This window comes from Stenotrophomonas sp. CCNWLW162 (assembly GCF_037203745.1).
In the GTDB taxonomy this organism is placed as follows: Bacteria; Pseudomonadota; Gammaproteobacteria; order Xanthomonadales; family Xanthomonadaceae; genus Stenotrophomonas; species Stenotrophomonas maltophilia_AQ.
On record NZ_JBBCBL010000002.1, the window covers coordinates 59,488 to 74,813 of the forward strand.

General features: G+C 66.9%; 12 protein-coding genes. 7 read left to right on the forward strand and 5 right to left on the reverse strand.

The window, feature by feature from the left end; all coding sequences use genetic code 11:
• The first annotated feature begins 15 nt into the window (after window positions 1-15).
• Genes leuC through leuB form a run of 3 tightly spaced genes read left to right on the forward strand, consistent with a single transcriptional unit; the run spans window position 16 to window position 3,063 of the window.
• Window positions 16-1,434 carry a 3-isopropylmalate dehydratase large subunit gene (gene leuC, locus V9K93_RS05340; protein ID WP_337302171.1) on the forward strand — a complete coding sequence of 473 codons (1,419 nt, stop codon included), beginning with the start codon at window positions 16-18 and terminating at the stop codon, window positions 1,432-1,434.
• The gene (gene leuD / locus V9K93_RS05345; RefSeq protein WP_136638940.1) at window positions 1,434-2,012 is read left to right on the forward strand and encodes a 3-isopropylmalate dehydratase small subunit; all 579 of its coding nucleotides are present in this window, start codon (window positions 1,434-1,436) and stop codon (window positions 2,010-2,012) included. The genes leuC and leuD overlap by 1 nt, the downstream gene beginning before the upstream one ends.
• Window positions 2,002-3,063 carry a 3-isopropylmalate dehydrogenase gene (gene leuB, locus V9K93_RS05350; protein WP_337302172.1) on the forward strand — a complete coding sequence of 354 codons (1,062 nt, stop codon included), beginning with the start codon at window positions 2,002-2,004 and terminating at the stop codon, window positions 3,061-3,063. Before leuD ends, leuB begins: the two co-directional genes overlap by 11 nt.
• A gap of 48 nt (window positions 3,064-3,111) precedes the next feature.
• Here leuB and V9K93_RS05355 read toward each other — a convergent pair whose 3' ends face one another.
• Together V9K93_RS05355 and V9K93_RS05360 are read right to left on the reverse strand one after the other, a co-directional pair.
• A complete protein-coding gene (locus V9K93_RS05355; RefSeq protein ID WP_337302173.1) occupies window positions 3,112-4,146 on the reverse strand; it encodes a hypothetical protein in 1,035 nt (344 codons plus the stop codon).
• A gap of 114 nt (window positions 4,147-4,260) precedes the next feature.
• The gene (locus V9K93_RS05360) at window positions 4,261-5,034 is read right to left on the reverse strand and encodes an SDR family oxidoreductase (protein ID WP_222388408.1); all 774 of its coding nucleotides are present in this window, start codon (window positions 5,032-5,034) and stop codon (window positions 4,261-4,263) included.
• Window positions 5,035-5,150: 116 nt separating this feature from the next.
• Between V9K93_RS05360 and V9K93_RS05365 the strand changes: the two genes are divergently transcribed.
• The gene (locus V9K93_RS05365) at window positions 5,151-6,059 is read left to right on the forward strand and encodes a LysR family transcriptional regulator (RefSeq protein ID WP_093817962.1); all 909 of its coding nucleotides are present in this window, start codon (window positions 5,151-5,153) and stop codon (window positions 6,057-6,059) included.
• Window positions 6,060-6,581: 522 nt separating this feature from the next.
• On the opposite strand, the gene V9K93_RS05370 is transcribed toward V9K93_RS05365, so the two are convergent.
• On the reverse strand, window positions 6,582-9,743 hold the full coding sequence (locus V9K93_RS05370; protein WP_337302174.1) for an efflux RND transporter permease subunit: 3,162 nt from the start codon (window positions 9,741-9,743) through the stop codon (window positions 6,582-6,584).
• Window positions 9,744-9,746: 3 nt separating this feature from the next.
• Window positions 9,747-10,874 (reverse strand): efflux RND transporter periplasmic adaptor subunit, encoded by a 1,128-nt coding sequence (locus tag V9K93_RS05375; RefSeq protein WP_337302175.1) that lies wholly within the window; start codon window positions 10,872-10,874, stop codon window positions 9,747-9,749.
• A gap of 123 nt (window positions 10,875-10,997) precedes the next feature.
• Here V9K93_RS05375 and V9K93_RS05380 point away from each other — a divergent pair, with 123 nt between their 5' ends.
• The 3 genes from V9K93_RS05380 (at window position 10,998) to V9K93_RS05390 (ending at window position 13,837) form a co-directional block, all read left to right on the forward strand.
• The gene (locus V9K93_RS05380) at window positions 10,998-11,678 is read left to right on the forward strand and encodes a TetR/AcrR family transcriptional regulator (RefSeq protein WP_046985263.1); all 681 of its coding nucleotides are present in this window, start codon (window positions 10,998-11,000) and stop codon (window positions 11,676-11,678) included.
• Between the two features lie 136 nt (window positions 11,679-11,814).
• Window positions 11,815-12,462, forward strand: coding sequence for a protein-L-isoaspartate O-methyltransferase family protein (locus V9K93_RS05385; protein WP_006390984.1), 648 nt, complete (start codon window positions 11,815-11,817; stop codon window positions 12,460-12,462).
• Window positions 12,463-12,478: 16 nt separating this feature from the next.
• Window positions 12,479-13,837, forward strand: coding sequence for a TolC family outer membrane protein (locus V9K93_RS05390; protein WP_046985261.1), 1,359 nt, complete (start codon window positions 12,479-12,481; stop codon window positions 13,835-13,837).
• A gap of 99 nt (window positions 13,838-13,936) precedes the next feature.
• Here the strand turns inward: V9K93_RS05390 and V9K93_RS05395 are convergent, their stop codons facing one another.
• Window positions 13,937-15,187 carry an amino acid transporter gene (locus tag V9K93_RS05395; RefSeq protein WP_337302176.1) on the reverse strand — a complete coding sequence of 417 codons (1,251 nt, stop codon included), beginning with the start codon at window positions 15,185-15,187 and terminating at the stop codon, window positions 13,937-13,939.
• Between the last annotated feature and the right edge of the window lie 139 nt (window positions 15,188-15,326).

Here is a 15,326-nt window from a genome sequence, read left to right on the forward strand (position 1 = left end):
CTGCCAGGCACACGCATGACTTCCGCACCCCGCACCCTGTACGACAAACTGTGGGACGCCCACGTGGTTGTCCCCGAATCCGACAGCGCGCCCGCCGTGCTGTACATCGACCTGCACCTGATCCACGAGGTGACCTCGCCGCAGGCATTCACCGAGCTGCGCGAGCGCGGCCTGGCTCCGCGCCGACCGGATCGCACCAAGGCGACGATGGACCACTCCACGCCGACCCTGCCGGCTGCAGCCGACGGCAAGCTGCCCTATGCCAGCGCCGCCTCCGAAGCCCAGGTCGCCACGCTGGCGCGCAACTGCGCCGAGCACGGCATCGAACTGTTCGACATGGCCTCGGACAATCGCGGCATCGTTCATGTGATCGCCCCTGAACAGGGTTTCACCCAGCCGGGCATGACCATCGTCTGTGGTGACAGCCATACCTCCACCCACGGTGCATTCGGTTCGCTGGCCTTCGGCATCGGCACCAGTGAAGTCGGCCACGTACTGGCCACGCAGTGCCTGCTGCAGCGCAAGGCGAAGACCCTGGCGATCAGCGTCGATGGCACCCTGGCACCCGGCGTTGGTGCCAAGGACGTGGTCCTGCACATCATCGGCGTGATCGGCGTCAACGGCGGCACCGGCCACGTGATCGAGTTCCGTGGCAGCACCATCGAAGCGATGGACATGGAACAGCGCATGACCCTGTGCAACATGTCGATCGAGGCGGGCGCGCGCGCCGGCATGGTCGCGCCGGACCAGGTGACGTTCGATTTCGTCGCCGCCACCCCGCGCGGCCCCAAGGGTGCCGACTTCGAGGCGGCCGTCGCACGCTGGACGCAACTGCGCAGCGACGAAGGCGCGCGCTTCGACAGCGAGGTGCATATCGACGCCGCCGATATCCGCCCGACGCTGACCTGGGGCACCCATCCCGGCACCGCCATCGCGGTGGATGCACCGATTCCCGCTGCCAACGACGCCGCTGCGCAGAAGGGCCTGGACTACATGCACTTCGAGGCAGGCAAGGCGCTGGCCGGCACGCCGGTGGACGTAGTCTTCGTCGGCTCGTGCACCAATGGCCGCCTGAGCGACATGCGCGAAGTGGCCCAGGTGCTGCGCGGTCGTCGCGTCGCTGAGCGCGTGCGCATGCTGGTGGTGCCGGGCTCGGAGATCGTCAAGCGCGAAGCCGAGGCCGAAGGCATCCATGAGATCGTGCGCGCGGCCGGTGCAGAATGGCGCGAACCGGGCTGTTCGATGTGCATCGCCATGAATGGCGACCTGGTTGCCCCCGGCCAACTGGCGGTCAGCACCAGCAACCGCAACTTCGAAGGCCGCCAGGGCCCGGGCTCGCGCACGCTGCTGGCCTCGCCGATGAGTGCTGCGTGGGCCGCTGTGCAGGGCCACGTCGCCGATGCCCGTGAGCTGTTCGCCCAGGAGGTGGCCTGATGAGCGGCTTCCGCACCCTGAGCTCGGCCAGCGTGGTGCTGCGCCAGACCAACATCGACACCGACCAGATCATTCCGGCGCGGTTCCTGTCCACCACCGAACGTGCTGGCCTGGGCCGCAATGCGTTCAACGATTGGCGCTGGCAGGCCGATGGCTCGCCCGTGGCGGACTTCGCCTTCAACCAACCGCACAATGCCGGCCGCAGCATCCTGCTGGCGGGCCGCAACTTCGGCTGCGGTTCCTCGCGCGAGCATGCACCGTGGGCGCTGACCGACCTCGGCCTGCGTGCCATTGTCAGCAGCGAGATCGCCGACATCTTCCGTGGCAACTCGCTGAAGAACGGCCTGCTGCCGATCGTGCTGGACGAGGCCGATGTGCAGGCGCTGATGCAGCGCCCGGACGATGAACTGACCATCGACGTGGCCAGCCGCGAACTGCGCACGCCCGATGGTCGCGTCTATTCCTTCCCGCTGGATGGTTTCTCGCAGACCTGCCTGCTGGAAGGTGTCGACCAGTTGGGATATCTGTTGGGCCGTGTCCCTGAAATCGAACGTTACGAGAGTGAGCATGCACGCTGAAATTGTTGTCCTGCCCGGTGATGGCATCGGCCCGGAAGTGGCCGCCGCGGCAGTCGCCGTCCTGAAGGCCGTCGCCGAACGTTTCAACCACACCTTTGCCTTCAGCGAACACGATATCGGTGGCATTGCCATCGATCGCCATGGTGAACCGCTGCCCGCCTCCACCCTGGCTGCCTGCCAGGCTGCCAACGCGGTACTGCTGGGTGCGGTCGGTGGCCCCAAGTGGTCCGACCCGAACGCCAAGGTGCGCCCGGAACAGGGCCTGTTGGCGATCCGCAAGGCGCTGGGCCTGTACGCCAACCTGCGCCCGGTGCGAACCCATGAAGCCGCGCTGCACGCCTCGCCGATCAAGGCCGAGCTGTTGCAGGGGGTGGACTTCGTGGTCGTGCGCGAACTGACCGGCGGCATCTACTTCGGCGACAAGACCCGCGACGCCGACAGCGCCAGCGATCTGTGCCGCTACACCGTGGTGGAAATCGAGCGCGTGCTGCGCAGTGCCTTCCGCCTGGCGCAGCAGCGTCGCGGCAAGGTCACCTCGGTGGACAAGGCCAATGTGCTGGAAACCTCACGCCTGTGGCGTGACGTGGCCGCGCGCATCGGCCGCGAGGAATTCCCCGACGTTGAACTGGAGCACCAGCTGGTCGATTCGATGGCGATGCACCTGCTGGCCAAGCCGCGCGAGTATGACGTGATCGTCACCGAGAACATGTTCGGCGACATCCTCACCGACGAGGCCTCGATGCTGGCCGGCTCGCTGGGCCTGCTGCCGTCGGCATCGCTGGGCGAGCCGGGCGCGGTCGGCATCTACGAACCCATCCACGGTTCGGCGCCGGATATCGCCGGTAAGGGCATCGCCAATCCCTACGCAACGATCTTCAGCGCGGCGATGCTGCTGCGCCATTCGCTGGGGCTGGAAGACGAAGCAGCAGCAGTGGAAGCGGCAGTGCACGCGGTGCTGGACGATGGCGTTTTCACCGCAGACCTGGCCGCCAAGGGCCACGCGGTGAGTACCGCCGCCGCGACAGATGCGGTGCTGGCGAAGCTGGGCTGATGCATGACGGTGCCGGGCACTGCCCGGCACCGACGCGCACGCATTGGGCTACCGTCCTCTGTAGACCGCCTTGGACGTCGCACACCCCATCAGTGTGCGCCCATCGGTGGTGCGCACCACGAAGCGCTCGCGCGGCCGCTCCTGCAGAGGTGCTGCCGGCAAGGTCCAGATGATTTCCCCGGCCGCCGTAGCACCTGGAATCGCCGCCTGAAGTGCATCGTCGACGGGCACCATGCCCAGGTCCGCTGCAACATGGCCTGACGCGTAACTGGGCTCGATCATCACCGACGCCACGGCCAGGCCATGCACGGTGATCGGCGCATCGAGCGCTATCCGCTCACAACGGGAGCCGCCTTCGCGAGCCATGCATGCAGGTGCGTCCAGCGCGCGTACCTGCGCCGGCCACCCAAGCGGGCTGTGCGCGCTGACACGCGTCCAGAATTCGCCAAAGCGCTGCCAGGCCTCCGCGTCCGCGCGGCACTCCAGAACCGCTACCAGGTCCTCGCGCAGGCGGTCGGCCGCCTGCTGGTCGTCCAGTTTCTGATATCGCTCCCGGTAATCACACGACAGGCGGTTGCCTGCGCCCTCGCTTCGTATCACCCGCCAGGCCTGTGCCGCCGCAGCAACGTCCGACGCTGGTCGCCACCAGGCCCGGAACGGCTCGTGCAGCGTGCTGGTCCGCATCCGCAGGCCGTCCTCGGCCACGATCCGCTCACGCTGCACCGCATCGAGGAACATGCCCAGACCGAGGTCGTCAGCCAGCAGCTCGCGGGTGGTGATGCCGTTGGCGGTGATGGGCGCAGGCAGTTCGATGCGCGTGACCGCGCTCTCGATCTCGGGGTGATCGGCTGCGATGAAGCGCCAGCCACGCAGGTGCGCCGGTCGTTCCGTTGCAGAGCCATAGCGGACGACCCGCAGCTGGCTGCCCAGTGCCTGCCGCACCGCAGGTGTCGCGCGGCATTCCAGCACTGCGATCAGGTTCTGCTGGAACTGCTGGGCATCGGTTCCTGCGGGCGTTGCATCGGCAACGCCGCTGGAGGCAATCAACATCAACGTGAAAGCGTGGAACGTGCGAGGGAACATGCTGGCACTCCGGGCCCAGAACAGCCGGCTATTGTGCCCGTGGACGGCCTGCAGGATGAATCGTCGAGCATGGCGCGACGCTTCAGGTCCGCCCCAATCGCGCGTGATTCGTCTCTACTTGGTGGTGTAACCGCCATTGACCAGGATGGTCTGCCCAGTCATCCACCAGCCATCGGTCACCAGGAAGCGGATCCACGGCACGATGTCGGCGATGTCGGTCAGGCCGGTACGGGTGAAAGGCGACAGCGCCGCGGCAGTCTTGTGGTAGGCCTGCGCATCGGCACTCTCGGCCGGATAGAAGAACGGCGTATCCATCGGCCCGGGTCCGATCGCGGTCACCGAGATTCCACGCTCGCCAAACTCCTTCGATGCCGCGCGGGTGAAGTGTTCCACCGGCGCCTTGGTGCCCGCGTAGCTGGAATAGAACGGCGTGAACGCGCCCAGCAGCGACGTGACCAGCGTGCAGATGCGGCCGCCGTCGTTGACATGGCGTCCTGCCTCCTTGAGGAAGAAGAAGGCCGTCTTCGCATTGACCGCGCTCATCTGGTCGTACTCCGCTTCGCTGATGTCCAGCATCGGCTTCTTCAGCACTTTGCCGACGGTGTTGATGGCGATGTCGGGGCGACCGACGGCGGCGACCGCGTCGGCGAACAGACGCTCCATCGCAGCGGCCGAGGTCAGATCGGCCTGCAACGCCACGGCCTTGGCACCTGCGGCCTGCACCGCCGCAACGGTCGCCTCGGCGTCGGCCTGGGTGGCGGCGCTGTTGTAGTGGATGACGATGGCCTTGGCGCCCTGTTCGGCGAAGTCGCGGGCGATCAGCCCGCCGAGGTTCTTGGCACCGCCGGCGATCAGCACGGTCTTGCCCTGGATACGGTGGTCGGTCATGGCATCGGTCTCGGGAAGAGGCTGCCGGGCTGGCAACCCTGTGCCGACGACGATATCGTGCAGAAATTGCGGATAAAGACCGCAACATTGACTTAACTTTCCAAAGCGGGCGAACAATGGACCGGATCGAGCGTTTCCGCATCTTTGCCCGGGTGGTGGAGTGCACCAGCTTCACCCGCGCCGCCGACCAGCTCGGCCTGCCCCGCTCCACCGTCTCGGCGGCCGTGGCGGAACTCGAGCAGCGCCTGGGCACGCGCCTGCTGCAGCGCTCCACCCGCAGGGTCTCCACCACCCACGATGGCGACACGTTCTATGTTCGCTGCCTACGCCTGATTGCCGAGGTGGAAGACGCCGAGTCGCTGTTCCGCCAGGACGACGCACAGCCGAGTGGCCTGTTGAAGATCGATGTACCCAGCCGGATCGGCCGCCGCATCATCGCCCCGGCGCTGCCGGACTTCTTCGCACGGCACCCCCAGGTCGAGCTGGACCTGGGCATGACCGATCGCGCGGTGAATCTGATCGAGGACGGCTGCGATGCGGTGCTGAGGGTGGGGCAGCTGGGCGACTCCAGTCTGGTGGCCCGCACGCTGGGCCAGCTGGACTTCGTCAACGTTGCCGCGCCGGCGTACCTGCACGCGCACGGCGTGCCGCAGCACCCCACCGACCTGCAGCAGCACCGCGCGGTGAACTATGCGTCGCCGACCACGGCGCGGGTGGAACCGTGGGAATGGCAGGACGGCGACCAGCTGCGCACGCTGCCGATGCCGGGCTGGGTGCGGGTGAACAGCGCCGAGGCGTCGATTGCCTGCTGCGTCGCGGGGCTGGGACTGCTGCAGATTCCACGCTACGACGTGCAGGCCGAACTGCAAACCGGTGCGCTGGTGGAAGTGATGCCCCAGTACGCGGCGCAGCCGCTGCCGGTGACCCTGTTGCTGCCGCACCGGCAGCATCGCGCGCAACGTGTGCAGGTGTTCCTGGATTGGCTGGTGCCGCTGCTGCGTGAGCGGCTGCAGTTGCAGGGGTGATCGGCCGGGCGGCTGCCCGGCGCCCGCCGAGGCAACTGCAACTGCAAAAGCAACTGCAAAAGCCAGAGCGGCTCTGGGTTGTTGCTTGGTTGGCGGGGAGGGGGCAGCTGGCGGGACACGCCGCAAGTACATCCCTGTAGGCTCGGCCACGGCATCCATGCCGTGGACGGTCCCGCCACCTGCCCCCTCCCCGCCTCCGATCATTTCCCGATGACGGTCGGTGGATCCACGCCGTGCGTGGATGAGGTGTATCCGACCCCAACCATCAGCACGCGGCTGTTGCTGTTGCCTTTGCTTTTGATCTTCTACTTTCTCTTCCTGCGGTGCAGGCCACAGGAAACTGTCAGGGGCCGGGTGGGTGGGCTGGGCGGGGGTGTCAGCCGCATGGATGCGGCTGCCAAGCCTACAAGGACGTACTTGCGGCGTCCCCCGAACAGCCCACCCACCCGGCCCGGACCAGCGATCCCGCTTCTGAACCCACCGCAGAGGGGGCTCAGCCCGGTGGCCGGGAAACCCGGGGCGTCACGCCCCGGATTCGTCCGGCTTGACCCGGAACCATGCCGCGTACAACGCCGGCAGGAACACCAGGGTCAGCACCGTACCTACGATCAGGCCGCCCATGATCGAAATCGCCATCGAGCCATAGAACGCACTGCGCGAGAGCGGAATCATTGCCAGCACGGCCGCCAATGCAGTCAGCACGATCGGGCGGAAACGGCGCACCGTCGCATCGATGATCGAATGCCAGCGGTCATGCCCGGCGTCGATATCCTGCTGGATCTGGTCGATCAGGATCACCGAGTTGCGCATGATCATGCCGGCCAGCGCGATCGTGCCCAGCAGCGCCACGAAGCCGAACGGGGCGCGGAACAGCAGCAGGAACAACGTGGCACCAATGATGCCCAGCGGCGCGGTCACCAGCACCATCGCCGCGCGCGAGAAGCTGCGCAGCTGCAGCATCAGCAGCGTGGCCACCACGATCAGGAACAACGGCATGCCGGCCTTGATCGAGTTCTGCCCACGTGCCGAATCTTCCACCGAGCCACCGGTTTCCAGCAGGTAGCCACTAGGCAGTTCGGCACGGATGCCGTCCAGCGTTGGCACGATCTGCTGCACCACGTCCAGCGCCTGCATGCCGTCGCTGATGTCGGCACGCACGGTCACCGTCGGCAGGCGGTTGCGATGCCAGATGATGCCGTCCTCGAAGGCGTATTCCAGGCGCGCGACCTGCGACAGCGTCACCGCCGTGCCGCTGCTGGTGGGCATCGCCAGGCTGCCGATCAGATCCAGCTGCGCGCGCTCGTTGTCCGGGCCACGCAGCAGCATCTCGATCTGGCGGTTGCCTTCGCGGTAGGTGCTGACGCTCATGCCCGACAGCGAACTGCTGAGGAACTGGCTGACCTGCGCGCTGCTGACGCCCAGTGCACGTGCTCGGTCCTGGTCGATCACCAACCGCACCACTTTGCTCGGCTCGCTCCAGTCCAGATTAACGTTCATCACGTGCGGGTTCTCCCGTACCTTGGCCTCGACCTGGCGCGCGATCGCCTGCACCTGTGCGATGTGCTCGCCGGATACACGCATCTGCACCGGGTAGCCGACCGGCGGGCCGTTCTCAAGCCGGGTCACGCGCATCTGCACGTCCGGGAACTGCTTGATCACGTCCTTCAGCATCCAGTCGCGGGTCGCTTCGCGGGCCTTGGCGTCTTCGGTGAGCACCACGAACTGGGCGAAGTTGGTGGCCGGCAGCTGCTGGTCCAGCGGCAGGTAGAAGCGCGGCGAACCGGTGCCGACGTAGGCCACGTAGTTGCTGATGCCTTCGCGCCCCTTCAGCAGCTTCTCCAGCTTGTCGGCCTGCGCCTGGGTGGCGGCCAGCGATGCGCCTTCGGCCAGTTCGATGTCCACCATCAGTTCGGGCCGGGTGGAATCGGGGAAGAACTGCTGCGGCACGAAGCGGAACAGCATCAGCGAGCCGATGAACAGCGCGATGGTCGCACCGATCACCCACCAGCGATGGCGCAGGCAGGTATCCAGGAAACCCCGGAAGCGGGTATAGAACGGCCGCTGGTACGGGTCATGGTCGTGCGCATGCTCCTTCGGCGCGATCCAGCGCGCGAGCGCCGGATGGCGGTCGGCCCACTGCAGGCGCTTGGCGCGCCAGCGACCGGCCAGGCTGTCGGGCTTGGGCAGCTGCGGATTGAACAGGTCCGGCAGCATCTTGTCGCCCAGGTACGGGATGAACAGCACCGCTGCGATCCAGGACACCACCAGCGCGATGGTCACCACCTGGAACAGCGAACGGGTGTACTCGCCGGTGCTTGAGGCCGCCGTTGCAATGGGCAGGAAGCCGGCCGCGGTGATCAGCGTGCCGGTCAGCATCGGGAACGCGGTCGATTCCCAGGCAAAACTGGCCGCGCTCAGGCGGTCGTAGCCCTGCTCCATCTTGGTGGCCATCATCTCCACCGCGATGATCGCATCGTCCACCAGCAGGCCCAGCGCCAGCACCAGCGCGCCCAGCGAGATCTTGTGCAGTCCGATGTCGAAGTAGTGCATGACGAAGAAGGTCATCGCCAGCACCAGCGGAATGGTCACGCCCACCACCAGGCCGGTGCGCAGGCCCAGCGAGAAGAAGCTGACCAGCAGCACGATCACCACCGCTTCGGTCAGCACCTGCACGAACTCACCCACCGACTCTTCCACCGCGTGCGGCTGGTCGGACACCTTGCGCAGCTGCATGCCGGCCGGCAGGGTCTTCTGCAGCCGCTCGAACTCGGCATCCAGGGTGGCACCAAGTTTCAGGATGTCGCCGCCATCCTTCATCGCCACCGCCAGGCCGATCGCATCCTGGCCCATGAAGCGCATCTTCGGCGAGGCCGGATCGGCAAAGCCACGCTTCACCTCGGCGATGTCGCCCAGGTGCAAGGTCCGCTCGCCGGCCTGGATCGGGAACTTGCGGATGTCTTCGATCGAATCGAACTGGCCGGTCACGCGCAGCTGCACGCGATCGGTCGGGGTCTCGAAGAAGCTGGTGGCGGTCACCGCGTTCTGGTCGGCCAACGCCTGCTGCACCTGCTGCAGCGACACGCCCAGCGTGGCCAGCTTGGTGTTGGACAGTTCGATCCAGACCTTCTCGTCCTGCAGGCCGACCAGGTCGATCTTGCCGACGTCGGGCACGCGCTGCAGTTCCAGCTGGATGCGGTCGGCAAAGTCGCGCATCACCGCGTAGTCGAAGCCTTCGCCGGTCAGCGCATAGATGTTGCCGAAGGTATCGCCGAACTCATCGTTGTAGAACGGCCCGACGATCTCGCGCGGCAGCGTCGCCTTGATGTCACCCACGCGCTTGCGCACCTGGTACCAGAGATCGGGAATCTGCTTGGAACGCAGGCTGTCGCGGGCCATGAAGATCACCTGCGATTCGCCCGGGCGGGAGTACGAGCGGATGAACTCGTACTCGCCGGTGTTCATCAGCGCCTTCTCGATCGGCTCGGTTACCTGCCGCGAGACCTGCTCGGCGGTGGCGCCAGGCCACATTGTGCGCACCACCATCGCCTTGAAGGTGAAGGGTGGATCTTCAGACTGACCCAAGTGCTTGTAGGACCAGGCGCCGATGACGGCGAAGGCCAGCATCGCAAACAGCACCAGCGGGCGATTGCCCAACGCCCATTCGGAGAGATTGAAGCGGCGCACGGATCAGTGCCCCTTGCCTGCGGCCGGCGTGGCCGCCGGTGCCAGCACCGGACGATTCTGGCGGTCGACCGGCGTCACCACCTGGCCTTCGCGCAGCAGATGGCCGCCGGCAGCCACCACCCAGTCACCCGCGGCCACGCCGGACAGCACCGGCACCGCCTGCGCACCATAGGCACCGACCGTCACCGGGGTGGCCTTCAGCGCACCATTGGACGGATTGACCACCCACACGCTGGCCTTGCCATCACTGCCGCGCAGCACCGAGCCGAGCGGCAGCTGCAGGGTGCCATTGCGGCCAGCCGCGGCGAACACCCGCGCGCTCTGGCCCAGTTCGACTTCGCTCAAGGCTTCCGGCGCCAGGCTGACCCGCGTGGCATAGGTGCGCGCCTGCGCGTCGGCGGCCGGCGCGATCTCGCGCAGGGTGCCCGGCAGCAGCTGGCCCGGGCGGTTCCACAGTTCCACCTGCACCGACTGACCGACCTTGTAGTCGCGGATGCTGCTTTCCGGCAGCGCGATCAGCACTTCGCGGCCACCATCTGCGGCCAGGGTGAACACCGTCTGCCCGGCACTGACCACCTGCCCGGCTTCGGCCTGGCGGTTGGCGATCACGCCGTCGGCCGGCGCGCGCAGCTGCGCGTACTCGGCCTGGTTGCGGGCCACCGCCAGGTTGGCGCGGGCGGCATTGGCCTGGCCCTGCGCGGCCTTGAACGCGGCGGTCTGCTGGTCCAGCGCCGAGCGGCTGACAAGTTGGTCCTCGGCCAGCTTGGCGTAGCGCTTCTGGTCATCGCGGGCGCGCACCAGGTCGGCTTCCGCCGCCGCCAGCTGCGCCTGCGAGGCGGCTGCCTGCGAGGCGTAGTCGGCCACGTCCAGCTCGGCCAGCAGCTGGCCCTTCTTCACGCGCTGCCCGGCGTCAACATGACGCTTGATCAGGTTGCCGCCGACCCGGAACGACAGCGGGCTCTCCTGGCGGGCGCGTACCTCGCCGGGGTAGGCCGCCGGCGCCTGTCCGTCCTGCGTGGTGGGATGCACCACCAGCACCGGAATGGCCGCCACCGGTTCGGCGGCCTGCCTGCCACAGGCTGCCACCACCACCGCCAGCACGCCAACACCCAACCAACGCATGTTCTTCATGAGGTACAAGACCTGAAAAGGGGATCCGGGGGAACGCGTCGGCAACATACTGTTGCGACACGGACATTAGTGAACCAGTCGGTATAGTATAAATATCGAACCGCTTGGTCTAGTATTGTCGTGATGAGTTCTCCCACTTCCCGCAAGCCGTCGGCCAAGCCCGCTGCCAAGGCCGCCGGACCCGGGCGTCCCAAGGACCTCGGCAAGCGCGCGGCGATCCTTGAAGCAGCCAAAGCACTGTTCATCGAACAGGGCTATACGGGTGTGAGCATGGACACCATCGCCGCTCAGGCCGGCGTCTCGAAGCTGACCGTGTACAGCCACTTCGGCGACAAGGAGACCCTGTTCTCCGAGGCAGTGCAGTCAAAATGCATTGAAATGCTGCCTGACGCGCTGTTCGTGGCCGACGCGGACGGCCCGCTGCGCGACCAGCTGATCGGTATCGGCCTGGCCTTCTTCGAGCTGATCACCTCCGATGCTGCGATTTCCATCCAGCGCATGATGATGGCGCCGGAAACCGATGAGCGCTTGCGCGAGCTGTTCTGGCAGGCCGGTCCGGAGCGCACCTGCGAGGCCCTGGCCGACTTCCTGCGCGCGCGCGGTGCGCGAGGCGAACTGGAGATCCCCGACTATTACCTGGCCGGCCAGCAGTTCCTGACCCTGGTCAAGGGCGAAGTGCACATGCATATGATGTGCGGCATGCCACTGTCACCGGTGGAATGCGACCCTCTCACCCACGTGACCGCCAGCATCGACTTCTTCCTGCGCGCCTACGCGCCAAGAGGGGCCGGGACGGCCGGATAACCAAAACTGAACGAACCGGAGGTCGCGATGACTTCCGGCACTGCGACCCCGGCTACCCGGCAGCTGATGCTCTGGGCGCGCCGCCGGCCTCCGGCACCGGTAAAATGGCCGGCCCACTGCGCTGGATTTGAACCTCATGACGATTGATTACGCCCACGCCCGCGAACTGATGGTGGAACAGCAGATCCGTCCCTGGGACGTGCTGGACATCAAGGTGCTCGACGTCCTGGCCCGCCTGCCGCGCGAGGCCTTCGTCGCCGACGCGCACCGGGCGCTGGCCTACGCCGATGTTGAACTGCCGATCGGCCATGGCCAGAAGATGATGAAGCCGGTCATCGAGGGCCGTACCCTGCAGGCACTGGACCTGCAGCCGGGTGACGAAGTGCTGGAAATCGGCACCGGCAGCGGTTTCCTGTCGGCCTGCATTGGCGCGCTGGCGCGCGACGTGCTGAGCCTGGAGATCGACCCGGAGCTGGCCGCCGCCGCACGCGCGCGCCTGGATGCTTCCGGCCTGGGCACCAACGTCCGCGTGGAAGTGGCCGACGCCCTGGCCTGGCAGACCGAACGCCGCTTTGACGTGATCTGTGTCACTGGTGCCGTCGACGTGGTGCCGTCACAGTTCGCATCGTGGCTGCGTCCGGGTGGTCGCCTGTTCGTGATCCATGGCCGTTCGCCGGCGATGGAGGCCCTGCTGGTCAAGGCCGACGGCAGCAGCGAGTCCCTGTTCGAGACCGATATCGATTACCTGCGCGGTGCCGCCCCGGCACCCCAGTTCCACCTCTGAGTCCAAGGAAGCCGCAATGATCCGCCGATCCCTCGCTGTTGCGCTGGCCACTGCCCTGCTGCCGTTGTCCGCCCATGCCGCCGACCTGCTGCAGGTCTATGAAATGGCGCGCAATGGTGACCCGCAGCTGTCCGCCGCCGAATCCACCCGGCTGTACGACAAGGAAGGCGCCGTGCAGGCGCGTGCTGCCCTGCTGCCGCAGATCGACGGCACGGCCACACTGAACCGCTCGCGCAGCGAAGCCGACCATGACGCCAACTCCGGCACGGTCACCAGCAAGCGCCGCAACTACACGATCAACGGCAGCCAGACGCTGTTCAACTGGACCCAGATCAACAACCTGCGTTCGCAGCGCGAACTGAGCAAGGCAGCGGACTTCACCCTCGATTCGGCCAACGACAGCCTGATCGTGCGCACCTCGGCGGCCTACTTCAACGTGCTGGTGGCGATCGAATCTCTGAACGCCGCACAGACCAATGAAGCGGCCGCGAAGAAGCAGTTCGACTTCGCCGACAAGCGCCTGGAAGTGGGCCTGGCGCCGATCACCGACGTGCACGAAGCACGCGCCCAGTACGACCAGGCGCGCGCCAACACCATCGTTGCGCAGAACACCCTGGCCGATAACTATCAGGCGCTGACCGAACTGACCGGCCAGCCGGTGGTCAACCTGCGGGGCCTGCCGGCGGACTTCCGCCCGGAAGTGCCGGCCAACCGCGGCAACATCGACGAGCTGGTGCACCAGGCCAGCACCCAGAATCCGGCGCTGAAGGCGCAGGAACTCAAGGTAAGTGCCGCCGAAGCCGGCGTGCAGGCCGCCCGTGGTGGTCACTACCCCACCCTGTCGCTGGGCGGCAGCTGGGGCAAGAGCGCGACCTGGGGTGACAGCACCGGCGCCGGTTCGCTGTCGCCGGACGCTCGTACCAACAGCATCGGGCTGACCCTGAGCGTGCCGATCTTCTCCGGCGGTGCCACCCAGTCCGGCGTGCGTCAGGCGTTGGCCCAGCGTGACATCGCCCAGGACGGCTACGAGCAGCAGAAGCGTGCCCTGGACCGCAACACCCGCAATGCCTACCAGACCCTGGTGCAGGGCATCAGCGAAGTGGAAGCCCGCCGCCTGGCGGTGGTTTCGGCGCAGAGCGCGTACGACGCGTCGCAGGTCGGCCTGGAAGTCGGTACCCGTACCGTGCTGGACGTGATCCAGAACCAGCGCATCCTGTTCTCGGCGCAGCTGGACTATGCACAGGCCCGTTACACCTTCCTGCAGAACCGCTTGCTGCTGAGCCAGTCGCTGGGCGCGCTGGACGTGGCCGAGCTGCAGGACGTCAACCGCCTGCTGACCCAGGACGCGGGCAACCCGGCAACGACCACGAACTGAGTCGTCGCCCTGCCGGCAACGAAGAAGCCACCCGCGAGGGTGGCTTTTTTGTGGACGCCGCATGCACACGCATCCACGCATGACGCGGAACTACCGGCATCAGCCGGGCCATGCGCGCAGTTGCAGCACCGCCGACAACAGGCATAGTGCCGCCGCCAAGGGCGCAAGCACCGGCATCGTCGCCGACCATCGCGAGCCGCGCGACACCTCGATGCGGTGCCGCGTGCGCAGCGCTCCCAGGCACAGCGCTGCCGTCACCAGCAAGGCCACCGGGCCAGGCAGCACCGGCAGCCACCCGATCGGCACCCATAGCGCCAGCAAGGCCGAGAGCAGAACGACGACCACGGTCGCCAGCGTTTTCCTGGGCCCGCGTTCCTCTTCCCATGCCACTGACCACATCCCCATTGCCAGATGTGCGGCCAGCAACACCAGCACCAGTAGCAGCGCCGCCAATCCGGTCATGCCGGCGAAAGGCAGCAGCGGCAGCAGCCACTGCAGTTCCGGATGGCCTTGCAGTGCCACCGACAACGGACGCGTGCTGTCCAGTGCCGGGAACGCGACCAGCCCAGCCTGCAGCGCGGCCAGCAGCATCAACAGCAGCATGGCCAGCAGCACCATCACCGCCAGCACCCTGGACTGCTGCGATACCGTTCGAAGGCGCAGGCCGGGAAAGCCCAGCGCCAGACCGACGCTGGCAAACACGCCCAGCAACGACACGCTCGCGGCAAGCACGCCACCCAGCCCGAAGTGATAGGGTGCGGTTGCCTCTGGCAACCAGGGAATCCAATGAGCGTAGTGCACATGCCGCGCCGCCAGCGCCAGCAGCAGCACACCAATACCGATCTTCACCGTCAGCAGCGCGCAGACCAGCAGTGCTGCACGCCGCGGCGGCAACACCGCGAACATTCCCAACGACAGCGCACCGGCAGCCGCCAGCAACGGGCCCGGCAGCCAGCTGTCCGTGCTGATGCCTCGGCTGGCCAGCACCGCATGTAGATGCAGGGCGGCGGACTGCGCGACGCCTGCGGCCGTCGCCACCAGCTCCAGCAGCAATACGGCGCCCAGCAGGCCGGCGAGGCCCCTGCCCCAACTTGCAACCAGCAGCCCGTGCAGGCCATCCGCGCCTGGCCGTTGCTGGCGCACTACCTGCAGGCAACACAGCACAAGTCCGGCAGCCAATGCGGCCAGAAGCAGACTGAGCACGATCGCTGGACCGGCCTGGGCAGCGGTGTACTGGCCGACCCGCGCCACCACGTTTCCTCCCAGCAGCAGCGTCAACGCAACCACCGCCAGATGTTCCTTCCCGGGATGCAGTCCGCCGACGCCATCCCTGCTGCTGCCGCCATCCATCGCAAGTCCTCTTGATATCCGCCCAGATGCGGGCGACCGCAGGCTGGCAGCCCGCGCCAAGGGGCGGTATCAGATTCCGTGCGGTCTATGCCGCGATGTGATCGCACGCACGCTGTCTTCTACACAACCGGTCCGGCGG